24 protein-coding genes are annotated in these 23,533 nt (G+C 73.1%); 15 read left to right on the plus strand and 9 right to left on the minus strand.

Annotation, left to right across the window (positions count from 1 at the left end):
- The first annotated feature begins 95 nt into the window (after positions 1 to 95).
- Together D7318_RS09640 and D7318_RS09645 are read left to right on the plus strand one after the other, a co-directional pair.
- A complete protein-coding gene (locus D7318_RS09640) occupies positions 96 to 929 on the plus strand; it encodes a helix-turn-helix domain-containing protein (protein ID WP_120696481.1) in 834 nt (277 codons plus the stop codon).
- Entirely contained in the window at positions 874 to 1,128 is a 255-nt protein-coding gene (locus tag D7318_RS09645) for a DUF397 domain-containing protein (protein ID WP_329604564.1), read from the plus strand. Before D7318_RS09640 ends, D7318_RS09645 begins: the two co-directional genes overlap by 56 nt.
- On the opposite strand, the gene D7318_RS34775 is transcribed toward D7318_RS09645, so the two are convergent.
- The gene (locus tag D7318_RS34775; RefSeq protein ID WP_329604566.1) at positions 1,011 to 1,337 is read right to left on the minus strand and encodes a hypothetical protein; all 327 of its coding nucleotides are present in this window, start codon (positions 1,335 to 1,337) and stop codon (positions 1,011 to 1,013) included. The two genes, D7318_RS09645 and D7318_RS34775, sit on opposite strands and share 118 nt — an antisense overlap.
- A 299-nt stretch (positions 1,338 to 1,636) precedes the next feature.
- Here D7318_RS34775 and D7318_RS09650 point away from each other — a divergent pair, with 299 nt between their 5' ends.
- On the plus strand, positions 1,637 to 1,846 hold the full coding sequence (locus D7318_RS09650; RefSeq protein WP_120696483.1) for a DUF397 domain-containing protein: 210 nt from the start codon (positions 1,637 to 1,639) through the stop codon (positions 1,844 to 1,846).
- A gap of 57 nt (positions 1,847 to 1,903) precedes the next feature.
- On the opposite strand, the gene D7318_RS09655 is transcribed toward D7318_RS09650, so the two are convergent.
- Both D7318_RS09655 and D7318_RS09660 read right to left on the minus strand, forming a co-directional pair.
- Positions 1,904 to 3,487, minus strand: a complete 1,584-nt coding sequence (locus tag D7318_RS09655) for an MDR family MFS transporter (protein WP_120696484.1) — start codon at positions 3,485 to 3,487, stop codon at positions 1,904 to 1,906.
- A 114-nt stretch (positions 3,488 to 3,601) separates the two neighbouring features.
- Positions 3,602 to 4,255 carry a TetR/AcrR family transcriptional regulator gene (locus D7318_RS09660; RefSeq protein WP_230423582.1) on the minus strand — a complete coding sequence of 218 codons (654 nt, stop codon included), beginning with the start codon at positions 4,253 to 4,255 and terminating at the stop codon, positions 3,602 to 3,604.
- A 133-nt stretch (positions 4,256 to 4,388) separates the two neighbouring features.
- Here D7318_RS09660 and D7318_RS09665 point away from each other — a divergent pair, with 133 nt between their 5' ends.
- Positions 4,389 to 5,747: a Gfo/Idh/MocA family protein gene (locus D7318_RS09665; protein WP_220729587.1), complete on the plus strand. Its 1,359-nt coding sequence runs from the start codon at positions 4,389 to 4,391 to the stop codon at positions 5,745 to 5,747.
- 2 nt (positions 5,748 to 5,749) lie between these two features.
- Entirely contained in the window at positions 5,750 to 6,766 is a 1,017-nt protein-coding gene (locus D7318_RS09670; RefSeq protein WP_120696486.1) for a peptidyl-alpha-hydroxyglycine alpha-amidating lyase family protein, read from the plus strand.
- Between the two features lie 25 nt (positions 6,767 to 6,791).
- Here D7318_RS09670 and D7318_RS09675 read toward each other — a convergent pair whose 3' ends face one another.
- Positions 6,792 to 7,253: a VOC family protein gene (locus D7318_RS09675; protein ID WP_120696487.1), complete on the minus strand. Its 462-nt coding sequence runs from the start codon at positions 7,251 to 7,253 to the stop codon at positions 6,792 to 6,794.
- A gap of 147 nt (positions 7,254 to 7,400) precedes the next feature.
- Here D7318_RS09675 and D7318_RS09680 point away from each other — a divergent pair, with 147 nt between their 5' ends.
- Positions 7,401 to 8,375: a helix-turn-helix transcriptional regulator gene (locus D7318_RS09680; protein WP_120696488.1), complete on the plus strand. Its 975-nt coding sequence runs from the start codon at positions 7,401 to 7,403 to the stop codon at positions 8,373 to 8,375.
- Here D7318_RS09680 and D7318_RS09685 read toward each other — a convergent pair.
- Together D7318_RS09685 and D7318_RS09690 are read right to left on the minus strand one after the other, a co-directional pair.
- Entirely contained in the window at positions 8,266 to 8,970 is a 705-nt protein-coding gene (locus tag D7318_RS09685) for a TetR/AcrR family transcriptional regulator (protein ID WP_120696489.1), read from the minus strand. The two genes, D7318_RS09680 and D7318_RS09685, sit on opposite strands and share 110 nt — an antisense overlap.
- A gap of 483 nt (positions 8,971 to 9,453) precedes the next feature.
- On the minus strand, positions 9,454 to 10,140 hold the full coding sequence (locus D7318_RS09690) for a sensor domain-containing protein (protein ID WP_183091339.1): 687 nt from the start codon (positions 10,138 to 10,140) through the stop codon (positions 9,454 to 9,456).
- Between the two features lie 316 nt (positions 10,141 to 10,456).
- Here D7318_RS09690 and D7318_RS32755 point away from each other — a divergent pair, with 316 nt between their 5' ends.
- The 8 genes from D7318_RS32755 (at position 10,457) to rhaS (ending at position 18,092) form a co-directional block, all read left to right on the plus strand.
- Entirely contained in the window at positions 10,457 to 10,603 is a 147-nt protein-coding gene (locus tag D7318_RS32755; protein WP_183091340.1) for a lasso RiPP family leader peptide-containing protein, read from the plus strand.
- Positions 10,604 to 10,629: 26 nt separating this feature from the next.
- Positions 10,630 to 12,537 (plus strand): asparagine synthase-related protein, encoded by a 1,908-nt coding sequence (locus D7318_RS09700; RefSeq protein ID WP_120696492.1) that lies wholly within the window; start codon positions 10,630 to 10,632, stop codon positions 12,535 to 12,537.
- Entirely contained in the window at positions 12,497 to 12,775 is a 279-nt protein-coding gene (locus tag D7318_RS09705; RefSeq protein WP_230423584.1) for a lasso peptide biosynthesis PqqD family chaperone, read from the plus strand. The genes D7318_RS09700 and D7318_RS09705 overlap by 41 nt, the downstream gene beginning before the upstream one ends.
- Positions 12,772 to 13,185, plus strand: a complete 414-nt coding sequence (locus D7318_RS09710; RefSeq protein ID WP_120696493.1) for a lasso peptide biosynthesis B2 protein — start codon at positions 12,772 to 12,774, stop codon at positions 13,183 to 13,185. Before D7318_RS09705 ends, D7318_RS09710 begins: the two co-directional genes overlap by 4 nt.
- Before the next feature lie 225 nt (positions 13,186 to 13,410).
- Positions 13,411 to 14,913: a sugar ABC transporter ATP-binding protein gene (locus D7318_RS09715; RefSeq protein ID WP_408055465.1), complete on the plus strand. Its 1,503-nt coding sequence runs from the start codon at positions 13,411 to 13,413 to the stop codon at positions 14,911 to 14,913.
- On the plus strand, positions 14,910 to 15,944 hold the full coding sequence (locus D7318_RS09720; protein ID WP_120696495.1) for an ABC transporter permease: 1,035 nt from the start codon (positions 14,910 to 14,912) through the stop codon (positions 15,942 to 15,944). Before D7318_RS09715 ends, D7318_RS09720 begins: the two co-directional genes overlap by 4 nt.
- A complete protein-coding gene (locus tag D7318_RS09725; RefSeq protein WP_120696496.1) occupies positions 15,934 to 16,992 on the plus strand; it encodes an ABC transporter permease in 1,059 nt (352 codons plus the stop codon). The genes D7318_RS09720 and D7318_RS09725 overlap by 11 nt, the downstream gene beginning before the upstream one ends.
- Positions 16,989 to 18,092 (plus strand): rhamnose ABC transporter substrate-binding protein, encoded by a 1,104-nt coding sequence (rhaS, locus tag D7318_RS09730; protein ID WP_220729589.1) that lies wholly within the window; start codon positions 16,989 to 16,991, stop codon positions 18,090 to 18,092. Before D7318_RS09725 ends, rhaS begins: the two co-directional genes overlap by 4 nt.
- A 46-nt stretch (positions 18,093 to 18,138) precedes the next feature.
- Here rhaS and D7318_RS09735 read toward each other — a convergent pair whose 3' ends face one another.
- Positions 18,139 to 19,203 carry a glucose 1-dehydrogenase gene (locus tag D7318_RS09735; RefSeq protein WP_120696497.1) on the minus strand — a complete coding sequence of 355 codons (1,065 nt, stop codon included), beginning with the start codon at positions 19,201 to 19,203 and terminating at the stop codon, positions 18,139 to 18,141.
- Positions 19,204 to 19,330: 127 nt separating this feature from the next.
- Here D7318_RS09735 and D7318_RS09740 point away from each other — a divergent pair, with 127 nt between their 5' ends.
- On the plus strand, positions 19,331 to 20,725 hold the full coding sequence (locus D7318_RS09740) for a GntP family permease (protein WP_120696498.1): 1,395 nt from the start codon (positions 19,331 to 19,333) through the stop codon (positions 20,723 to 20,725).
- On the opposite strand, the gene D7318_RS09745 is transcribed toward D7318_RS09740, so the two are convergent.
- Positions 20,710 to 21,510, minus strand: a complete 801-nt coding sequence (locus D7318_RS09745; protein ID WP_408055466.1) for an AAA family ATPase — start codon at positions 21,508 to 21,510, stop codon at positions 20,710 to 20,712. The two genes, D7318_RS09740 and D7318_RS09745, sit on opposite strands and share 16 nt — an antisense overlap.
- Positions 21,511 to 21,515: 5 nt before the next feature.
- Positions 21,516 to 23,498 (minus strand): GMC family oxidoreductase, encoded by a 1,983-nt coding sequence (locus D7318_RS09750; RefSeq protein ID WP_120696500.1) that lies wholly within the window; start codon positions 23,496 to 23,498, stop codon positions 21,516 to 21,518.
- Positions 23,499 to 23,533 lie beyond the last annotated feature (35 nt).

The following is a 23,533-nucleotide window of genomic DNA, read 5'->3' on the forward strand; positions in this document are numbered from 1 at the left end:
ACAGCATGGCCTTCCGACCAGGCAGGGTGCACGCCGTGGGCGTCACCAGTTGGATCGGGTGCCCAGTGAGTAGACGTCTAGAGGGGGCGTGCACAGTGGAGTTGACCAGCGAAGACGCCGAACTGTCGCCGGACGCACGGCTCGGCCGTCGGGTTCGCAGCCTGCGCGAGGGAAAGGGTTTGTCCCTGCGGCAGTTGTCGGAAAAGGTCGGGGGGTATTCACACAGCTACCTCGGCCGCGTGGAGTTGGGAAAGCAGTCCGCGTCCGCCGGGTTGATCGCCCGGCTTGACGCCTATTTCGAGACCGACGGGGTCCTCGCCGAGCTGCATGGCCTGGCCCAGGACGTCTTGGTCGCCAGGTACAGCCGTCACTTCGTCAGGAAGGAGCGTGACTCCCTTCGAATCCAGGTATTCACAAGCAGTGTCATTCCCGGGCTGCTTCAGACCAAGGAATATGCGCGAGAGCTGTTCCGCACAGGACTGCCCGCCTCATCGGCGGATCAACTGAGCGCCAAGGTCGACGCTCGCCTGGACCGTCAAGGGATCTTCGACCGTGACGAACCGCCGTACTACTGGGCAATCGTGGACGAAGCATCGCTCAGGCGCCCGACTCGGGACAAGGGAGTCATGAAGCGGCAGTTGGAGCACATCCTCACCTTCTCGGAGCGCTCACGCGTCACGGTCCAGGTGCTTCCGTTCGACCAGGGGTTTCATCCCATGCTCGGCGGCAGCCTCACCCTCCTGACCCTCAAGGACGGAGGCAGGGCCGCCCTCGTCGAGAGCTTCGATTCAGGAGAGGTAGTAGAATCGCCACGGCAGATCGTCGACCTTGTGCAGCGCTTCGACATCGCCTGCGCAATGGCGCTCCCGGATCATGAATCTGCCGATCTCATGCGACGTTATTTGGAGGGGTACTCCCATGACGGCTAACCGCGCTCCGCTGAACTGGCGCAAGTCCAGCTACAGCGGCTCGGAGAACGGCGCCTGCGTCGAGGTTGCTGACGGTATTCCTCACGTTGTCCCCGTCCGCGACTCGAAGACCAAGAACGCGGCGGAGCTTTCGTTCTCCACCGCGTCCTGGGACCACTTCATCACCGCCGTGACGACGGATACCCTGCCCACCGCATAGGCGTCAACCCGGCTGTCAACGGAGGACTCGGCCACAACGCTCAGGCCGACGATTCCGACCTGCGTCCCGTCGTCGAACAGCAGGTCGGCCAGGCGGACGGATCCCTGCCCCTGAAGGTAGCGGACAAGGACCGCCGCCCGGCCGGACAGCCGGTACAACATGGACGTTGCCGAACTCCGCACGCCCAGGCCGCCGTTGGACCAGATCACCGTTGACCGTGACGCCCCACTCGAGCTCCGCCGAGGCCATGGCGAGCGACGCTTCGCCGTCCGCCTGAGCCGCGCCGTGCGAGAGGAGTCCGAAACGCACGGCGGAGGCCACCATTCCGTCATCCAGGACGCCGATCGCCCGTTCAAGACTCAAGGACGGCGGCAGGGCTGCCCTGGTTGAGAGCTTCGATTCAGAGGAAGTAGTAGAATCTTCGGGGCGAATCGTTGACCTTGTGCAGGGCTTTGACACGGCATGCGCAATGTCGCTCTCGGATCACGAATCCTGGAGGAGTACACCCATGACGGCTAACCGCGCTCCGCTGAACTGGCGCAAGTCCAGCTACAGCGGCTCCGAGAACGCCAACTGCGTCGAGGTGGCAGACGGCATTCCGCACGTCGTCCCCGTCCGCGACTCAAAAGCCAAAAACGCGGCGGAGCTTTCGTTCCCCACCGCGTCCTGGAACCACTTCATCACCGCCGTGACGACGGATACCCTGCCCACCGCATAGGCGTCAACCCGCCTGTCAACTGCCCGGCCCACCGCGACGGTGGGCCGGGCTGTCGCGTCACGGCGCCTTGGTGATCGCCGGGGCGGCGTCCTTCGGCTCCTCGTCGGCCGCGGCGGCTGCCGCCGCCTCCTCCGCGAGGCGCTGGTCGCCGCTCGTCGTCTTGAGCGGCTTCTCCTTGATGAACAGGACCACCAGGAACGCCACCGCCGCGCAGGGCGTGGCGATGAGGAACAGCTCGGCGGTCGCGGTGGCGTAGGCGTTCTCGACGACCTCGCGGATCGGCTCGGGCAGGATCGAGATGTCGGGGACCGCGCCATGGCCCGCGGGGGCGTCGCCGCCCTCGCCCCCGGCGCCCGGGAGGTTGGCCTCCATCTCGCTGGCCACCCGGTTGGCGAGGACCGCGCCGAGCACGCTGGTGCCGATCGTTCCGCCCATGCTGCGGAAGAACGACAGCACCGAGGTGGCCGCGCCCAGGTCGGCGGCGGGCACGTCGTTCTGCGCGGCCAGGACGAGGTTCTGCATCAACAGGCCGACGCCGACGCCGAGGACGGCCATGTAGAGGCTGAGCAGGAAGAAGCTGGTGTCGGCGTCGATCGTGGCCAGCGCGGCCAGGCCGATCGTCATCGTGGCGCCGCCGATGACCAGATACCGCTTCCAGTAGCCGGTCCTGGTGATGATCTGGCCCGCGACGGTGGAGGACACCAGGAGGCCCAGGATCATCGGGAGGCTCATCAGGCCCGCCACGGTGGGCGACTTACCCAGCGAGATCTGGAAGAACTGCGACAGGAAGATCGTGCCGCCGAACATCGCGACGCCGACGAGGAGGCTGGCGACGGTGGTCAGCGAGACGGTGGCGTTGCGGAAGATGCCGAGCGGGATGACGGGCTCGGGGACGCGGGCCTCCACGATCACGGCCAGGACCAGCAGCAGCGCGCCGCCGCCCGCGAGGGCGGCCGTCTGCCACGAGAGCCAGTCGAACTCGTTCCCGGCGAAGGAGATCCAGATCAGGACCGTCGAGACGCCCGCGACGATGAGGAACGCGCCCAGGTAGTCGATCTTCACGTCGCGGCGCATCGTCGGCAGCGACAGGGTGCGTTGGAGCAGCACGATCGCGGCGAGCGCGAACGGCACGCCGATGAAGAAGCACCAGCGCCAGCCGAGCCACGAGGTGTCGACCATGACGCCGCCGACAAGCGGGCCCGCGACCGTTCCGACGGCGAAGACGGCGCCGAAGATGCCCGCGTACTTGCCGAGTTGGCGGGGCGGGATGACGGCGGCCATGACGACCTGGACGAGGGCGGTCAGGCCGCCCGCGCCGATGCCCTGGACGACGCGGCTGAAGATCAGCAGCTCGACGCCCTGCGAGAAGCCCGCGAGCAGCGAGCCCACGACGAACATGCCGAGGGAGAGCTGGAGGAGCAGCTTCTTGTTGTAGAGGTCGGCCAGCTTGCCCCAGAGCGGGACGGTGGCGGTCATGGCCAGCAGCTCGGAGGTGACGACCCAGGTGTAGGAGGACTGGCTCGCGCCGAGGTCGGTGATGATGCGGGGCAGCGCGTTGGCCACCACGGTGCCCGCGAGGATGGCGACGAACATGCCCGCCATCAGGCCGGACATCGCCTGGAGTATCTGACGTTCGGTCATGGCGGGAGGCGCGGCGTCGCGTACGTCCGCAGCCTCGGATGCCTCGGGTGTGGTCACAGCGTCCTTCTCGTGTGTTCCGTGGTGGGAGCGGTGGTGAACGGGCGGCCTGGTGGATCAGGCGCCGGTCGGTGGGTCGGGCAGGCCCGCCGCGAGATGGGCGCAGGCTCCGCGGAAGACGGCCGGGAGCGGCTCCTCACCGGCGTGGCGGCTCCAGTGCTCGACGGAGACGCGGACGGCCGTCCCGGCCGCGGCGGCGAGCAGGTGGGGGTAGAGGTCGGGGCTCGCGCCATCCCGGGCCGCGCCATCCCGGGCCGCGCCGTCCCGCCGCGCGCCGACGCGGCGGGCGATCGCGGCGGCCAGCTCGAGCTCGTCGGCCATGTGCGCGCCCATCGTGCGGGCCAGCAGGTCGGGGGAACGCCTGAGGACTTCGGCGTGCAGGGCCCACACGTCCTGCCGCGCGCCCAGCTGGGCCAGCTCGTCGGCGAGCGCGCCGGTGACGGCGTCGAGCGCGGAGACGGCGGGGGGCGCGGCCATGACGGCGTCCCGCACGCGTTGGGCGCTCTCGGCGTCGATCATCGTGAAGGCGTCGTCGCGGCTGTCGAAGTAGTTGAAGAAGGTCCGGGGCGAGACGCCGACCGCGTCGCTGATCGCCTCGACCGTGACGTGCTCGGCCCCGTGCTCGGCGGCGAGCCTGAGGGCCGCCTCGGAGAGGGCGGCTCGGGTGGCCCGCTTCTTGCGCTCGCGCAGGCTCAGGGGGGCGTCGGTCACGCGTTGCAGTGTATGAAAATCTGGAGAGAACTCAAATTCCTTTTCGAACAGAACTGCGCAATAAGCTTCACCACCGCACGATTCGCTCCGTAGAGTGGTCACAGACTGTGCGCACAAGGAGAGGAAACCTCCGTTGACCACACCGGAGAAGAACGGGGACGGCCGCACGCGCTACGCGGTCGTCGGCACCGGGAGCAGGGCGCAGAGCTATGTCAGGGCGCTGTGCGGCGAACACCGCGACGTGGCCGACCTGGTCGCGCTGCTCGACCCGAACCCAGGGCGCCTCGCCTACCACCGGGAGCTGATCAGGGGGCTCGGCACCGGAGCCCGCACCCCGGCCGCGTACGACGGCGGCGAGCTGGAGCGGATGATCGAGGAGCGGGGCGTCCAGCGGGTCGTGGTGACCTCCCCCGACCACACCCACGCCGACGTCATCGCGCGCTCGCTGCGGGCGGGCGCCGACGTGATCACGGAGAAGCCGCTGACCACGGACGCGGAGGGGGTGGCCCAGATCACCAAGGCCCTCGACGAGACGGGCCGCGACCTGGTCGTCACGTTCAACTACCGCTACTCCCCCAGGAACAGCGCGCTGCGCGAGCTGATCACCTCGGGCGCCGTCGGGCGGGTGACCGGCGTCCAGTTCGAGTGGGTCCTCGACACCCAGCACGGCGCCGACTACTTCCGCCGTTGGCACCGCGACAAGCCGAACTCGGGCGGGCTGCTGGTGCACAAGGCGTCCCACCACTTCGACCTCGTCAACTGGTGGATCGATGACGCTCCGCGACGGGTGTACGCCTCCGGCGGGCTGAAGTTCTACGGGGCGCGCAACGCCGCCGAGCGCGGGTTGACCGAGCGCCCGGCGCGCGGAACGACCGATCGCGCCGGGAAGGACCCGTTCCTGCTCGACCTGCGCCTCCACGAGGAGCTGCGCGGGCTCTACCTGGACAACGAGCACCACGACGGGTACCTGCGCGACCTGGACGTCTTCGGCGAGGGCATCACGATCGAGGACAACCTCGCCCTCGTGGTGGACTACGCGGGCGGCCCGACGTTGAGCTACGGCCTCAACGCCCACAGCCCGTGGGAGGGTTACCGGGTCGCGGTCAACGGCACGGAAGGGCGCGCGGAGCTCGACGTCGTGGAGCGCGCCGCGGTGATCACGGACGGGGGCCGCGCGGCGGCCGTCGACCCGTCGATGGCCAGGGACGCGGCGGCGGAAGGGGCTCGCCACGACGGCGAGCGGCTCGTGCTCCAGCGGCACTGGGAGCCCGCGCGGGAGATACCGATCCCGGAGGCCGAGGGCGGCCACGGGGGCGGGGACGCGGTGTTGTTCCGCGCGCTGTTCCGGGGCGGCGAGGCGGACCCGCTGGGCCGCGCGGCCGGGGTGGTGGACGGTATCAGGGCCGTGTCGGTCGGCATCGCGGGCAACGAGTCCCTGGCAACGGGCCGCGCGGTGGACATCGTGGACATCGTGGACGCCGGGGAGGAGTGAGGATGGCCGTCGGGCCCGCGACCGCCGAGACCAGGTACGAGCCGGTGCCCTACTGGGCGAAGATCCCGCACGGGATCTGGCTCAAGGAGGCCACGTCCGTCGCCGTCGACTCCCAGGACCGCGTCTATGTCTTCAACCGGGGCAACATGCCCGTGCTGGTCTTCGACCGGGACGGGAACGTCGTGGACATGTGGGGCAACGAGACGCCGTTCGCCGGGACCGAGCTGTTCGAGGACCCGTACGGCAACCTGATGCCGCGCTGGAAGGGCTGCCGCTTCGCGCGCGCCCACGCGATCACCGTGGACCACGAGGACCGGCTGTGGCTGGTCGACGACCTGGGCAACCGGATCACCAAGACCGACCGGCACGGCACCGCGCTGCTGACCCTTGGCAGCGGGGAGCCGAGCGGCTTCCAGAGCGGCGAGCCGTTCAACAGGCCGACGGATGTGGCGATTTCGCCGGTGACCGGGGATGTCTTCGTCACCGACGGCTACCGCAACTCGCGCGTCCACCGCTTCGACGCGGAGGGCCGCCATGTGGCGTCGTGGGGCGAACCCGGCACGGATCCCGGGCAGTTCAGCCTGCCGCACAACGTCGCCATGTTCGGCGACGACGCGGTGATCGTGTGCGACAGGGAGAACCACCGCGTGCAGGTCTTCTCCCTCGACGGGGAGTTCGTCGCCGCCTGGCACGCCCACAAGGCGGTCGCCGTCTGCGCGGGCCGGGGCGAGGACACCAACGTCTATGTCGCCGAGCAGGGCCCGCCGCCCGTGCAGCACGGCGTCCCCAACCTGGGCCACCGGATCCGGGTCATGGACCGCGAGGGCCGCAGGGTCGCCTCCCTCGGCGCGGACCTGCCAGGCGAGGAGCCTGACCGCTTCAACTGGCCGCACAGCGTGGCCGTCGACTCCGAGGGCAGCGTCTACGCCGCCGAGGTCTCCTATGTGGAGGTCGGCAGCAAGGAGACGCCGCCGCGCGAGATGGTCAGCCTGCGGAAGTGGCGCCGCGCGCGGGGATGACCCCCGGTGGGGGCCGCGCGCGGCGTCAGTCCAGGCAGAACTCATTGCCCTCGGGGTCGGTCATCACGATGAAGCCGTGCTCCATGGGGGGTTCGGGGTCCGTGCGGTGCACTCGCGTGGCGCCCAGCGCGACGAGGCGTTCGCACTCGACCTCAAGCGCGGCCATCCGCTCGTCGCCCTCGAGCCCGGGGGCGGCGCGGACGTCGAGGTGGACGCGGTTCTTGGCGACCTTGCCCTCCGGCACCCGCTGGAAGAACAGCCGGGGGCCCTGCCCGTCCGGGTCCTCGATCGCCGACCTCGCGTCGCGCTCCTCCTCGGGAACCCCGACCCGTTCGAGGAATTCGTCCCACGCGGCGAGCGGATCGGCGCCCTCGGGCAGCTCGACGCCCGGCGGGGCGGGATGGACATAGCCGAGCGCGTCGCGCCAGAAGGAGGAAAGCGCCCCCGGGTCGTGGGCGTCGAAGGTGACCTGGATGTGGCGGCTCATCGGAGTGCTCCGTTCGTCGTGGGGTGGGTGTGGGTGTAGAGGTCGCGCAGCAGGCACACCTCGGAGCGATCGTTCATGCGGCCACCCTGGCAGGCAAGGCGGACAGGAGCGGTCCGCTTTCCACGCTTCTCTGGCAGGGTGAACGGCATGGACGGGGCGGCGCGTGGTGACGATCTCGGGACGACGGAGCGGGTGCTCACCCTGCTCGGGCTGCTGCAACGGCGCCGGGTCTGGACCGGGCCCGAGCTGGCCGAACGCCTCGGGGTCACGCCGCGCACCGTGCGGCGCGACGTCGAGCGGCTGCGCGCGCTCGGCTACCCGGTGCACGCCGCCCTGGGCGTCGGCGGCGGCTACCAGCTCGGCCCGGGGCGTGACCTGCCGCCGCTGCTCCTCGACGACGAGGAGGCGATCGCCACCGCGGTCTCGCTGCTGGCCGGGGCGGGGGGCGCGGTCGCGGGGGCGGGCGAGGCGGCGCTGCGCGCGTTGACCAAGCTCGACCAGGTGCTGCCCACCCGGCTGCGGCACCAGGTGCGCGCGCTCTCCCACGCGGTGGACTTCTTCGAGGGGGGCCGCGCGCCGGTCGACCCCGAGGTGGTCATGGCGCTGGCCAGGGCCTGCCGCGACGAGGTGGAGGTGGGGTTCGCCTACGCGTCCCCGGGGAGCGAGCCGCGACAGCGGCGGGTCGAGCCCTACCGCGTGGTCGCGTCGGCCCGGCGCTGGTACCTCTTCGCGCACGACCTCGACCGCGACGACTGGCGCAGCTTCCGGGTGGACCGGATGAGCGAGGTGGCCGCCCGCACCTGGCACTTCCACCCGCGCCCCGCGCCCGACGCGGCGGCGTATGTGCAGGAGGGGGTGGCGAGCCGGGTCTACGCGCACCAGGCGCGTTTCCTGGTGCGCGCGTCGGCCGAGACGGTGCGGCGGCAGATCCCGGCGACCGCGGCGGTCGTGCGGGCGCGCGGGGACGGCCTGTGCGAGCTGGTCAGCGGCTCCGACAGCCTGGACTTCGTCCTCATGCATGTGGTCCTGCTGGGGCACGACTTCGAGGTGCTCGACCCTCCTGAGCTGCGGGAGCGCTGTCGCGCGCTGGCGGAACGGCTGCTGGCGGCCGGGGGCTCGTGAGGCCCGCCATGACCAGGGCGACCAGGCGGTCGGCCCGCGCCCGCGCGTCCGTCGTGTGGTCGGTGTGGTCCGTGTGGTCCGTGTGGTCGGTAGGGCCCGTGTGCTCGGTGAGCCAGGCGATCGCGCTGGTGAGGGCCAGGATGTCGGGTGGCGGCACGTCGGTGCGGATCGCGGCGGCGTGGCGGGCGCGTTCGATCAGGGCCAGACCGGTTTCGGTCACCGCGTGGCAGGGCGCGTGCAGCGGCGATCGTTCGTCCCGGGTCGCGGCCAGCAGCGTCGCGGGCAGGCCAGGGTAGACCGTCGTCCTGCGGGTGAGCGACCGCAGCCAGGCGGCCAGGGCCTCGTGGGGCGACTCCGAGCGGAGCAGGCTCTCGCCGCGCGCGACGAGCGCGTCGATCCGGTCGCGCAGCAGGGCCGCCAACAGGGCGTCGCGCGTGGGGAAATGGCGGTACAGCGTCCCGGCGCTCACGCCCGCGCGGCGGGCGATCTCCCCCAACGAGGCCCCGGTGCCGCGTTCGCCGAAGACGGCGTGGGCGTTGGTCAGCAGCAGGTCGCGATTGCGGCGCGCATCGGAGCGCTGGGGTGGGCTCGACACGCCTCAGGGTATCCCTGGCGGGGGTTTGGCGGGGGCCCTGCGGGCGGCTGTGGGGGCGGCTACGGGCTGGACGTCCTCCCGTTCGCCGTCCGCCGAGTGTCGGGTGTGGGGCGGTGCGGGTTACGGAGGGCACCTACGGGGGAGGGGGCGTCGGGTGACCGGCCGTCCCGGTAAACGGTCGGCCTCGTCGCTGGATTGGACCGTTCGCCGAACGGGCGCGGCCGCGTCCCTCGTTGGCGGCCGTTTTCCCGGTGGTCGGCTGAGGTGGCGCGCACCCTTCGGGCCTGCCCTGGCCGCCGCTCTCGTCGTTCACCGCGCGCACGTTGAGCTTATGGAGCGGGCCGGTCCGGGGCGGGGGCGCGCGTCGTTCAGCAGGCTCGCTGGGGCTTATGCCCCGCTTACGCGGGGACGGGGTCTCTCCTGAAACGGGGCACACTTTGTTCAACACAGAGTGTGTCGCGTGTCAGGAGCCCGTGGCCGTCCTCACTCCTCCGCCGCGAGCCGCGAGGCCGCGTGGGGGTTCGTCAGCAGGCCGCGCGCCATCGACGCGTTCAGCAGGAAGAGACCGCGCGTGACCAGCGGAGCGGTCAGCAGCGCGACCAGTCCGAGGCCCGTCGTGAAGGCGATGTTCGCGCTCTCCGACGAGATGTCGTACGTCAGGTCGAGCAGCCCGGTCTCCTCGTCCTCGGGGAGCGCCCACGACCACGTCACATAGAGCAGCATCCCGAGGCCGCCGAGGACCCAGGTCACCGTGAGGCAGAAGTTCACGATCCGCACCGGGAACGAGACGATCGCGTGCGCCAGATCCCGCCACGCCTGCGGCTCGGCCAGCGCGGCGATCATCCCCTTGACGCTCCTGTCGCCCCGCTCCCGGTAGACGTGCGGCGGAAGCGGGCGCCCGGTGACGGACTCCACGCGGCGGCGCTCGCCGCGCGCCAGGCCGCGCGCCGCCAGGAGCGTGCCGAGCAGGATCGGCACCCCGAGGTAGACGATCACGGTCGCGACGCCCGCCGCGAGGCCGAGGAAGCCGACCGTGAAGGACACGACGCCGATCGGCAGCGAGCTCACGAGATAGCCCAGCTCGCGGCCGAACCGGACGGCGGCGGACGGGGGTCGGGCCGCCGCCGGAGCGGGGGCGGCGGCGCGGGGGAAGGTGTCGGGGGAAGTCATCGGCGTCATGGTTCCACCCTGTCGCGCCCGCCCACGCTCCCCCAGCCGCCTAGACCGCCGAGGGCGGGTGGAGTTAGCACCACCAGACGCCGGGAGATCGCCCGTTGATGAGACATTCGCCCGAAGAGAGCGCCCAGGGCGCGCCGTTGACCGCGCGCCGCGGCGCACGCGCCGCGCACCCCCCGGGCCCCACCCACCACTGCCCTCTTCCCGCGCAACAGTTGGCGCATTGGCGCGCTTGTGTGGCCTCCGCCCCCCGCTTAACGTGACGGTGCGCGATCGATCATCTCCGTGTCGCAATCAGGAGGTTGTTGCCGTGAACGAGTCACAGGACGTCGAACAGGCGGAGCCCACCGAGGTGTACGAGACCCCGCTGATGGTGGAGGTCGGGGAGTTCAGCGCCGACACCCAGGCCCTCTACCAGTACACACGTCCCGAGGGCAACGGGCTGCGGTGGTACTGAGCGAGCCCTGCGGCGGGTGCTGGTTCGTGGTCCTCCCTGACCACGGGGCGGCGCCCGCCGCGCTCCGGGCGTTGCGCGGGCGCCACTGCCGGACCGTCCCCCACGCGTCGGGGCGGCCGTGGCTGGTCGGCTGCTGGAGCGACGAGCAGCTCGTCCTCGCCACCGCGGGCGAGACGCGCCTGGCCGTCACGGGCCCGTGCTCGCTCGGCCCTGAGGCGTTGAACGCCAGGGCCGCGGCGGTCCGTTCGGCATCCGACGCGGAGGGCGCGGTCCGGGGCGCGGTGGGCCGTTTCCATGTGCTCGCCTCGCACGCGGGCGAGGTCTACGCGCGGGGCAGCGCCTCGGGCGCGCGGCGCCTGTACCGGGCGACCCTGGACGGGATGACCGTCGCGGCCGACCGGGCGCGCACGCTGGCCTGGCTCATCGGCGCCGAGCCCGACCCCGCCCACCTGGCCGCGCGGCTCGCGGGCCCCAGCCTGCCCCACCCGCTCGACAGCGCGACCCCCTGGCGCGGCGTGCGCGAGGTGCCCGCGGGGGACGCCCTGACGATCGACCGGCGGGGCGGGGCGGCCACCACCGCGTGGTGGAGCCCGCCACCGGGCGAACTCCCCCTCGCCGAGGGCGCGTCGGCCGTCCACGACGCGCTGCGCGCCGCGGTGGCGCTGCGCGTCGATCCGGGCCGGACCCTGGCCGCCGACCTCTCCGGCGGCCTCGACTCCACCTCGCTGTGCTTCCTCGCCGCCGCCGAGGGCGCCGAGCTTGCCACGGCCACGCTGCACTGGTCCGACCCGGCCAACGAGGACCCCCGCTACGCCGAACGCGCCGCCGCCGCGCTGGCCAGGCGCACCCGGATCGCGCGGCTGGTGTTCGAGCCGCGCGACCTGCCGCCGCTGTTCGCCGGGGCCGACGAGCCCGACGACCCGGACGACGAGCCGTCGACGGCGCTGCGGGACCGCGTTCAACAGCGGCTCATCGGCGAGGCGTTGCGCGCCAAGGGCGCCACGCTGCGGCTCACGGGCCTCGGCGGCGACCATGCCGCGACGCCGCCCGCCTCGTACCTGCACGCGCTGCTGCGCCGCCGCCCCGTCGCCGCGCTGCGCCGGACCGCGGCCCACCGGGCGCGCCAGCGCTGGTCGTTGGCGGACAGCGCGCGCATGCTGCTCGCCCGAGGCTCCTACGCCCGGTGGCTCGCGGGCGCGTCGCGCGTGCTGCGCGCGGGCGAGCCCGCCCCCGCGCCCCTGACCGAGCCCCCGGGCTGGGGCATGCGCCCCCGGCTCCCGGCCTGGGCGAACGACCGCGCCACCACGTTGTTCTGCGACCTGATGGACGCCGCGGCCGAGAACGCCGAGCCGCTGGCCGCCGAACGCCACCTGCACGGCTGGATCCGCCAGCTGCGGCAGGGCGGCCGCACCGCCGCGCGGCTCGCCCACCGAACCGCCGCATGGGGCCTGCCCCTCGACGCCCCGTTCTGCGACGACGCCGTGCTCGACGCCTGCCTCGCCCTGCGCCCCGACGAGGTCTGCACCCCCTGGTCCTACAAGCCGCTGCTGACCGAGGCGATGCGCGGCGTGCTGCCCGACGCGATCCGGGCGCGGACGACGAAGGACCACTGCGAGCCGGAGTGGTTCGCGGGACTGCGGGCCGGGCGGGCGGTGTTCGCCGGGTGGGCCGAGGACTCGCGCCTGGCCGCCGCCGGGCTCGTGGACCAACGGGCCCTGCACCGCGCGGTGTCGAGCCCCGATCTGCTCTCGGCGGGGGCGGCGGAGCTGGAGGAGACCCTCGGGGTCGAGTCCTGGCTGCGCGACATCGAGGCGCACCCCGTACCCGCCCACCTTCGACACCACGTTCGACACCACGTTCGACGAGGCGTTCGACACGACGAGGAGAAGGACGTTGCCGGACAAGCCCCCCAGACCCCTGAAGCTGCGCGCTGACGTCACCGCCGCCGACACCGAGGGGGCGACGGTCCTGCTCGACGGGCGCAGCGGGCGCTACTACCAGCTCAACGCCACCGGCGCGCTCGTCCTGCGCGACCTCCTCGCGGGCGCCGCGCCCGGGGAGATCGCGGGGCGCCTGGCCGCCACCCGCCCGGTCACGACCGAACGCGCCCGCGCCGACGTGGCCGCGCTCCTCGACCACCTCACCCGCGCCGGGCTCGTGGTGCCCGCGTGAGCCAGGTGCTGCCCTCGTCCGCCGCAAGGCCGCCGCTGCGCCGCCGCGTCGCCGCGCACGCGGCGGTGGCCGTCGCGCGGCTGCTCGCGCATCTCTCCCCCGCGCGCCTGACGTCGCTGCTGCGCGTGGCGCGCCGGGGCGCCGCGCCCGCGAGCCATGAGCAGGCGCTGGCCGCGCGCCGGGACGTCACCGGCACCAGTACGTTCTGCTCGGGCCGTTACTGCCTGCAACGCTCCCTCGCGACCGCCCTGCTCTGCCGCTTGCGCGGCACGTGGCCGACGTGGTGCACGGGTGTGCGCACGCCGCCGTTCGCGGCGCACGCGTGGGTCGAGGCGGAGGGCCGCCCGGTGGGCGAACCCCCGGAGATCACGGCGTTCACGCGCTTGCTGACCGTGCCTCCGGCGCGATGAGCGGAACCCTCCGGGGAGCCGGGGTGCCGTGGTGCGGTCCGGCCTCCGGCCGGGAGGCCGTTTCCCCACCCACCCACCCTTTTCCGCCTCCGGCGGGGGAACCAACACCCGTGGGTGCGAGGGATCTTGACACCTGTCGGGGTCGCCCCTATGTTCCTCCGCACACCCTTTGAATCGTTTCACGAAACGTTTCACGTCAGGTCACGGAACACCAAGGAGAGCCCCTTGTCCCTCCTCCGACTCCGCGACGTCAGCAAGTCCTTCGGTGCCGTCGCCGCCGTGCGCGGCGTCTCGTTCGGGCTCGATCCCGGGGTCGTGCACGGCCTCGTCGGGGAGAACGGCGCCGGGAAGTCCACCGTCGTCAAGATGCTGGCCGGGGTGCACAGGCCCGACGCGGGTGGCGTCGAGATCGAAGGGCGCCCCGTCGAGCTGCACCGCCCCGCCGATGCCAAGGCCGCCGGGATCGCCGTCATCCACCAGGAGCCGACCCTCTTCCCCGATCTCTCCGTCGCCGAGAACATCTTCATGGGCCGTCAGCCCACCGCCCGCCTCGGCCGCATCGATCGCGCGGCGATGCGGCGGGCCGCGGAGGAGCTGTTCGCGCGGCTCGGGGTCGCGGTCGACCCCGAGCGGCAGGCGCGTGGCCTGTCGATCGCCGACCAGCAGGTCGTCGAGATCGCCAAGGCGCTCTCCCTCGACGCCCGGGTCTTCGTCATGGACGAGCCCACCGCCGCGCTCACCGGCGTGGAGGTGCGGCGGCTCTTCGCCGTGGTGCGCGGGCTGTGCGAGCGGGGCGCTGCCGTGCTGTTCATCTCGCACCGCTTCGACGAGGTGTTCACGCTGTGCCGGGACCTCACCGTGATGCGCGACGGGGCGTGGGTGTCCACCGACCCGGTCGCGGACCTGACCGTGGAGACGGTGGTGCGGCGGATGGTCGGCCGCGAGGTGTCCGCGCTCTACCCCAGGGAGCCCGGGGCGAACGAGCCGGGCGAGGTCGTGCTCGACGTCAAGGGCCTGTCGCGCGCGGGCGCGTTCTCCGACATCGGGTTCGAGGTCAGGGCGGGCGAGATCGTCGCGTTGGCCGGGCTCGTGGGCGCGGGGCGCAGCGAGGTGGTGCGGGCGGTGTTCGGCGTGGACCGCTATGACCGGGGCGAGGTGCGGGTGGGCGGGCGGCGGCTGCCGCCCGGCTCGCCCGCCGCCGCGATGGCGGCGGGGGTCGCGCTGGTGCCGGAGGACCGCAGACAGCAGGGGCTCGTCATGGAGCTCTCGGTGGAGCGCAACGCCACGCTCACGCGGCTGCGTCCGCTCGCGAGGTTCGGGCTGCTGTCGGGGCGCGGCGAACGGCGGGCCGCGGCCGAGTGGGCCGAGCGGCTGCGGGTCAAGCACGGGCGGCCGACCGACGCGGTGGGCACGCTCTCGGGCGGGAACCAGCAGAAGCTCGTGCTCGCCAAGTGGCTCGCCACCTCGCCGAAGGTGCTGATCGTGGACGAGCCGACCCGCGGCATCGACGTGGGCACCAAGGCGGAGGTGCACCGGCTCATGTCGGGGCTCGCCGACGAGGGAATGGCGGTGGTGATGGTGTCGTCCGAGCTTCCCGAGGTGCTCGGGATGGCCGACCGGGTGCTGGTGATGCGCGAGGGGCAGCTGACGGCGGAGCTGCCGGGGCGGCGGGCCACCGAGGAGTCGGTGATGTTCGCGGCCACCGGGCAGCGGGAGGGTGGCGCATGACGGCGCTGCGGGCCCGCCGTGAGCTGGGCGTGCTGCTCGCGCTCGCGCTGCTCGTGGCGTTCACGGCCGCCGACAACTCCCGTTTCCTGTCGTCCCAGTCGATCCGCGACGTGCTGCTGAGCGCCTCGATCCTGGTGGTGCTCGCGGTCGGCCAGACGGTCGTGGTCGTCACCCGGAACATCGACCTTTCGGTGGGCTCCGTGCTCGGCCTGACGGCGTTCGCGACGGGCAAGCTGTTCGTCGCCGCGCCAGGGACGCCGCTGGTCGTGGCGGTGCTCGCGGGCGTGGGCCTGGGCGCGCTGTGCGGGGCGCTCAACGGCGCGCTCATCGCCGCGGCGCGCGTTCCGGCGCTGGTGATCACGCTGGGGACGCTGTACGTGCTGCGCGGCGTGGACCACTCGTGGGCGTCGGGCGAGCAGATCAACGCGGCCGATCTGCCGCGTTCCTTCCTGGACTTCGGGACCGCGACGGTCCTCGGGGTGCCGGTGCTCGCGCTCGTGGCCGCCGCGGTGCTGCTCGTGGTGGCGACGTGGCTCGGCTCGTACCGGGTGGGGCGCGAGCTGTACGCGATCGGCTCCGAGCCCGCGGCGGCGCGGCTCTCGGGGATCCCGGTGGGCGCGCGGGTGTTCCTGGCGTTCGTGGTGAGCGGGGCGCTCGCGGGCCTGGCGGGGGTACTGCACGCGGCCCGTTACGGAACGGTCGACGCGACGGTGGGCAGCGGCATGGAGCTCCAGGTGGTGGCCGCCGTGGTGGTGGGTGGCGTGGCGATCTTCGGGGGCAGCGGAACGGCCTACGGGGCGGCGATCGGCGCGCTGCTGCTCACCACGATCGGCAGCTCGCTCGCGGTGCTGCGCGTGGATCCGTTCTGGCAGCAGGCCGCGGTGGGCGGGCTGATCCTGGCCGCGATCGGTCTTGACCGGGCGCTGGCGGCGCGGACGGCGAGACGCGCGGCGGCCCGTTCGGCGGCCGACGCGGCGGCAGGTCAGGACGCCGGTCGGCGCGGGGAGAGGGAGGCGACCCATGGCTCATGACTCGCTCTACGCGAGCCCGCAGCGGCGGCCGGGCGCGGGGCGCGGGAGGCGGCGCACGGCGTGGGTGCCGCGCCGCTGGGACGCGGCCCTGGTGAGCGCGCTGCTGCTGGTGGTGCTCGGCTCGGCGCTGCTGGTGGACGGCTTCGCGACGGGCCGCAACGCGCAGTTCCTGCTGCTCGACGCGGTGGCGATCGGCCTGGTGGCGCTGCCGATGACGCTCGTGGTGATCACGGGCGAGATCGATCTCTCGGTGGCGAGCACGCTCGGCCTGTGCAGCGCGGTGATGGGGCAGCTGTGGCTGTCGGGGTGGCCGCTCGAGCTGGTCGTGGTGGCGGCGGTGGCGCTCGGCGCGGTCCTGGGCGCGGTGAACGGGGTGTTCGTGACCGCGTTCGGGCTGCCGTCGCTCGCGGTGACGATCGGCACGCTCGCGGCGTACCGGGGGCTGGCGTTCGTGGTGCTCGGCGACCAGGCGGTGGCGGACTTCCCCGGCGACTGGACGTCGGCGGCGGTGGAGACGGCGCCGGGCGGGGCGCTGCCGTGGGCGATGGTGGGCACGGCGCTGCTCGCGGTGGCGTTCGGGGTGGTGCTGCACGCGACGCCGTTCGGGCGTGAGCTGTACGCGATCGGGAGCAACGCGGAGGCCGCGCGCTTCTCGGGGATCCCGGTGGCGCGGCGGAAGTTCTGGCTCTTCGTGGTGTGCGGGGCGGTGTCGGGCCTGGCGGGCGTGTACTGGACGCTGCGCTACGCGAGCGCGCGGGCCGACAACGGCGAGGGCCTCGAACTGGCCGTGGTGGCCGCGGTGTTGCTGGGCGGGGTGTCGATCTTCGGGGGCCGGGGGACGCTGGCCGGGGTGTGCGCCGGGGTGCTGCTGCTCGGCGTGCTGCGGAACGCGTTGCAGCTGGCCGACGTGGCCGCGGACACGCTCGACATCGTGACGGGCTCGCTGCTGATCGTCTCGGTGGTGGTGCCGAACGCCGTGGCGATGGCCAGGGCGCGGCTCGCGCGGAAGGACCGGCACGAGGGAACTCACGAGAGGAAGTTCGGATGATGCTGCGCAGTGATCGCCGCGGTCGCCGCCGGGGCGGCGCGTCCCGGGTGGGCGTGGCCGCGGTCGCGTGGACGGCCCTGCTCGCCACGGCGGCGTGCGGGGGGACGACCAGGGACGAGAACGCCGAGCCCGAGGACCGTGGCGGCCCGACGGGCGAGGCGGACCCGGACGCGCCGCTGCGGGACGACCTGGTGGTGGCGTTCCTGCCCAAGCAGGTCAACAACCCCTACTTCACGGTCGCCGACGGCGGCGGCGAGACGGCGGTGGGCGAGTTCGGCGGCGAGTACAAGGAGTCGGGCCCGACGGAGGCGAGCGCCTCGTCCCAGGTGAGCCACGTCAACACGCTGTCGCAGCAGGGCACGGATGTGATCGCCCTGGCGGCCAACGACCCCAACGCGGTGTGCGGGGCCCTGGACAGCGCGCGGGACGCGGGGGCGCGGGTGGTGACGTTCGACTCGGACACGAACCCCGGGTGCCGTGACCTGTTTGTCAACCAGGCGACGGCCGAGGACATCGCGCGCACCCAGGTCGAGCTGATCGCCGAACAGATCGGCGGCGAGGGCGAGGTGGCCATCCTGTCGGCGACGCCGAACGCCACCAACCAGAACGCCTGGATCGCGCTCATGGAGGAGGAGCTGGCCGCGCCCGAGTACGCGGACATCGAGCTGGTCACGGTCGCCTACGGCAACGACGAGGACGAGAAGTCGTTCCAGGAGACCCAGGGTCTGCTGCGCTCGTACCCGGATCTGGCGGGGATCATCTCGCCGACCACGGTGGGCCTGGCCGCGGCGGCCCGTTATCTGTCGGGCTCGGAGTTCCAGGGGGAGGTGGCGCTCACGGGCCTGGGGACGCCCAACCAGATGCGGGAGTACGTGCACGACGGGACGGTGGAGTCGTTCGCGCTGTGGGACCCGGCCGAGCTCGGCTATCTGGCGGCCTACGCGGGCGCTGCGCTGGCGTCGGGTCAGATCACGGGCGCGGAAGGGGAGACGTTCACCGCGGGCGAGTTGGGCGACTACACGATCGGCGCCGACGGGGTGGTGGTGCTCGGGCCGCCGACGGTGTTCGAGGAGGGGAACGTCGACGACTACGACTTCTGACGCTTCGGCTTCTGACGCTTCGACTTCTGAACGGGGGCTCGTGGCCTCAGCTCTGGCCCGCGCCGTCGAGGGTGACGACCACCTTGATGTCGCCGGGGCGCGACTCGTACGCCTCCTGGCAGCGCTCCAGCGGGACGCGGCGCGTGATGAGGCGGTCGAGCCAGTCGAGGTCGGCGTGGGCGAGGGCCTGGGCGGCCTGCTGGTAGTGGCGTGGGTTGGCGTTGACCGAGCCGACGACGGCGTCGTTCTCCAGGACCAGCTCCCGGTTGAGCGAGGCCGCGTCAACGGCGAGCGGGCGGCCGGCGGATGAGACGCCGGTGAGGCAGACGACGCCGTAGCCGCCGGTGCCGGTCAGCACGTCGAGCACGACGGGCCCCGCGCCCGTGGCCTCGATGACGATGTCGGGGCGCACCTTGTCGGCGACCTCGGCGGCGTCCTCGGTGTGGTAGGTGGCGCCCAGGTCGGCGACGAGTCCCGGCTTGGGCCCCTCGGAGACGCGGTCGAGGACGTGCACGTCGAGGCCGCGTTTCACGCCGAGCAGGGCGGCGAGCAGGCCGACCGGGCCCGCGCCCGTGACCAGCACGCGCCGGGGGTCGAACCACGCGCGGGCGCCGACCCGTTCGACCTGCTCCCACGCCTTGGCGACCACGGAGGTGGGCTCCATGAGCACGCCGACGCGTTCGAGGCGGGCGTCGAGCGGGATCGCGTAGTCCGGCTCGATCGTCCAGCTCTCGCTGGCGTAGCCGTCGCGCTCCTTGATGCCGCGCTCGGTGAAGCGGCCGTTGCGGCACATGTCGAACTCGCCGCGTCGGCACGCCCCGCACGGCTCGGGGTCGGGGCGGCGGACCACGCCCATCACCAGGTCGCCCGGGGTGAAGCCGCTGCCGGGTGGCGCGGCGCGGACGCGGCCGAGGGACTCGTGGCCGATGACCAGGCGGTCGTGCCCCAGGGGCGCGGCGCCGTAGTCGCCCGCGACGATCTCGTGGTCCGTGCCGCACACGCCGATGGCGAGCGCGTCGACGAGCAGCTCGCCGTCGGCGGGGGCGGGCTCGGGGACCTCGTCCACCCGCAGCGAGCCGGATTGTCTGGGTTGCACCGTAATCGCACGCATCATCCCCCACGGTCGCACGGCGGCGCCGGGTCGGCCACCCGAGGCGCCAGGCGACCCCTTTCGCCACCCAGGGCGCGGCTGATAGTTTCCGCCGGCGAATCGATCAGCCGAACGAGGGAGTTCCGGCATGTCGGACGAGGATGCCTGGGTACAGACGATGTCCACGGGGCCGCTGCTGGCCATCGCGGGCGCGGCGATCGCGGTCCTGCTGTTCTCGATCATCAAGCTCCATCTGCACGCGTTCCTCGCCCTGGTCGGGGTCAGCCTGCTCACGGCGTTCGCGACCGGGATCCCTTCGGAGCAGGTGGTGCCGACGCTCACCGGCGGCTTCGGTGACACGCTGGGCAACGTCGCGCTGCTGGTCGGGCTCGGCGCGATCCTCGGGCGGCTGATCGAGGTCAGCGGCGGCGCGCGGTCGCTCACGGACGCGCTGATACGCCGGTTCGGCGAGGAACGGGCCCCGCTGGCGCTCGGCGTCGCCTCGTTGATCTTCGGCTTTCCGATCTTCTTCGATGCTGGCCTGGTCGTGATGCTGCCGATCGTCTTCGCGGTCGCGCGGCGGCTCGGCGGCGGCATCCTGCGGTACGGGCTGCCGGTCGCCGGGGCGTTCTCCGTGATGCATGTCTTCCTGCCGCCGCACCCTGGCCCGGTCGCGGCGACCGAGCTGCTGGGCGCGGACATCGGCCTGGTCGTCGTGTTCGGCCTGGTCATCGCCCTGCCCACGTGGTACCTGACCAGCTACCTGTACGGCCTGTGGGTGGGCAAGCGCCTGGTGCTGCCCGTGCCCGACATCCTGGCCGGGGGCCCGCGCGCGGACGGCGAGATGGACGAGAACCCGCCCCGGCCCACCACGGTCGTCCTGCTGCTGCTCCTGCCGCTGGTGCTGATCTTCGTCAACACCGGGCTCGACGCGGCCCGCGCCGCGGGCTGGCTCAGCGGTGAGCAGGGCTGGTTCAACCTGGCTCGCGCGGTGGGCTCGGCGCCCGTGGCGCTGCTGATCGCCGTGCTGGTGGCGGGCTATGTGCTGGGCCCTCGCCGCGGCTACGGCGCCGACCTGGTCGAGAAGCTGACGGAGTCCGCGCTCGGCCCGGTCTGCTCGATCATCCTGATCACGGGCGCGGGCGGGATGTTCGGGGCGGTGCTGCGGGCCAGCGGCATCGGGGAGGCGCTCTCGGAGAGCCTGTCGGACATCGGACTGCCGGTCGTGGTCGCGGCGTTCATCATCGCCGGTGCCCTGCGGGTGGCCCAGGGCTCGGCCACGGTGGCGCTCACGACGGCCGCGGGGCTCGTCCAACCGCTGGTCGACGGCGGCGAGTTCAGCTCGGTGGCGCTGGCCGCGCTGGTGCTCGCCCTGGCGGCGGGCTCGGTGATCGCCAGCCATGTGAACGACTCGGGGTTCTGGCTCGTCGGCCGGTTCATGGACATGGACGTCAAGACGACGCTCAAGACGTGGACGGTGATGCAGAGCACGATCGCCCTGATGGGCTTCGCCCTCGCCGCCCTGCTCTACGCGGTGGCGTGATCGCCGGGGGGCGGTGGCGAGATCGGGGTCGTGGCGGTCTCCCGGTCGAGCAGCGTCGCCGAGGCGCAGCCGCGCGGCAGGCGCCCGGCCTCCAGCTGCGCCACCAGGCGCGCCACCGCGCGCCGATGGCGGGCGAACGCGCGCCGTGACACGCTCCGGCCGCGTTCGCGCTGCCCGGCCAGGGCCGTCTCGGGCGCGACGTCGAGCACCACCAGGTGGAAGCCCGTGCCGCGGCGCCCGGCGTCGCGGCCGAGCCAGTGGCGGACCCAGGCCGTGCGCCCGCAGTCGTGCACCAGGACGCCACGGCCCGAGCGCAGCGCGCGATAAAGCCTGACGTAGTGCGCGAGGCGCGCGGCGGGGCGGTAGACGGCGTAGGGCAGCCAGCGCGGCAGGCGGCCCTCCCAACGCTCCCTGACCTCCTGAGCGTCGATCAGCAGCACCGAGCGGTGCGCCTCGGCGGTGCGGCGCATCAGCGTGGACTTGCCGCTGCCCGGCAGCCCCGAGATGACGACCCGTTGGCCCTCGGGCCAGCGCGGCGGATCGTCCGTCAGCGGAAGGGCGGCCGAACCACCGGGCCTTGACGTGGGACTTCGAAGGTCTCGCACGCGGTGCGCCATGGCCGACGTCCCCTTCCGGACCGGTGCAGCGCGCCCTCGCGCGGGCGCCGGGGCGGCGCGCGACGGCGAGACCTGACCGCGGACTTGGTGAAACCGTAACCTTTGCGTCCGCCGCCGCGCAACGCCACCTCCACCCCGCCCACCTCGCCGAACTCCCGTCCGAGCCAAGGGAGTCAGGCGCGGGCGACCGCCTCGGCGACGCGGTGGGCGAGCGCCAGGATCGTGAGAACGGGGTTGACGCCGCCGTTGGTGACATGGAGGGAGGCGTCGGCGACCCACACGTTGCGCATGCTCCAGACCCTCCCCCAAGGGTCGGTGACGGATGTGGCCGGGTCCTCGCCCATCCGGCAGGTGCCCGCCTGGTGCTGGCCGCCGCTCGGCACCCCGATCGGCGGCGCGCCATGGGGGAAGACGGCCCGCGCGCCGCTCGCGGCGAGCCACTCGGCGGCCCTGTCCGCGAGGAACGCCGCCGTGCGCGCGTCCTCGGGGTGCGTCGTGCCGCCGAGCCTGGCCACCGGGATGCCGAAGCGGTCGCGGGTGGCCCGGTCGACGGTGACGCGGGCGGCGGGGTTCGGTATCTCCTGGATCGGCCCGGTGACCAGCGCGAGGCGCCGGTAGAGGTCGCGCATCCCGTCCCGCGCGCCCGCCCCCGTCGCGGGGATGACGCCGAGCCGCGCCAGGGTGGCATAGGTCTGGAGGGGCGTCGGCACGAAGTCGTTGGCCAGGAGGCCGCCCCCGACGATGCCGTCGTTGTGGTGGCGGTGGTCGTTGGTGGCGATGCTGGGGCCAGGGCCGACGCAGTCCTGCACGTCCTCGTCGAACAGGCCGAACGCGCCCGCGTAGACGTGGCCTTGGAGGTGGCGCCCGAGCTGGTCGTGCCCGTTGCCGATCCCGGCGCCCTCGCCCTCGGCCCGGCTGTTGAACAACAGCCGCGGCGTCTCGACCGCCCCGGCGGCCAGGACGAAGCGGGAGGCGGACACCGAGCGCGTGACGACCTCGCCGCCGCGCTCGGCGAACAGGGTCACGCCGGTGATCCGCGGGAAGCGGGGGTCGGCGTTCAGATACCCGGCCTGGACGCCGGTCATCAGGTCGCAGCGGCCCGTGGCCAGGGCGCGCCGGATGACGGTGTTGCGGGTGTCGTTCTTGAAGTCGCCCCGGCAGCCGAAGCCCACACAGGTCGCGCAGCCCACGCAGGCGCCACGGCCGTCGCGCGGCACGGAGTTGATCAGCAGCGGCACGGGCGAGGTGCGCAGGCCGAGCCTGCGGGCGCCCTCGGCGAGCGGGCGCGCGGTGCCGTTGGGGGCGAGCGGCGGCATGGGGTAGCCGCGGGTGCGCGGGCCCGCGTGGACGTTGCCATCGGGGTCCCCCGAGACGCCGATCTCCCACTCGGCGCGGTCGTAGTGGGGCGCGAGGTCGTCGTAGGTGAGCGGCCAGTCGGCCAGGGAGCTGCCGTCGGGAACGCCGTAGGTGCGGGCCATGGCGAAGTCCTCGGGGCAGAAACGCCACGCCTGCGCGCCGTAGACGCGGGTGCCGCCGCCGACGGTCATGGCGTTGTTGGACCAGCGTGAGTCGCCAGGGGTGACGGTCACATCGCCGCCGGGGCCCGCGGAGACGCGGGGGTTGCCCTCGGCAGGGGGACCCGCGGGGGGGTCGTAGCGGTCGGTGTAGCCGGGGATGACGCGCTGGTTGCGCAGATGGTCGGGGGCCAGGTCGTGCGCGGTGAGCCAGGGGCCGCGTTCCACCAGGAGCACGCGCTGCCCCGCCTCGGCGAGCACGCAGGCCACGACGCCGCCGCCGGCGCCGGCGCCGATGACCACGGCGTCGTAGGGGCCCGTGGCGTCCTCGACGGCGAGGGTGGGCGGGGTGTCGTCGGGGGCGAACGGCGCGTCGCCCTCGGGCGCGGCGCGGTAGCCGATGGCCTCCCAGGCCTGGCCAGGGCGGCCCCAGTAGCCCTGGGCGCACAGCCGCACCAGGTCCGCGAGGCCCGGGTCATCGGCCAGCAGCCGGTCCTCCTCCTCGGCGGTGTGGCGCCCGTCGAGCAGGGTCAGCGGGGCGAGGTCGGCGCCCGAGGCGGCGATGAAGTCGCCCACCCCCGCGGCCCAACCGCCCGGCACCACCCGTTCCACGAACGCCCTGAGCGTGTCCTCCCGCGCCATGGCCCCTCCTCGCGCACCGGCTTCCGGCCGGGGCC

The organism is Streptomyces radicis (assembly GCF_003626575.1).
GTDB classification, from domain to species: Bacteria; Actinomycetota; Actinomycetes; order Streptomycetales; family Streptomycetaceae; genus Streptomyces; species Streptomyces radicis.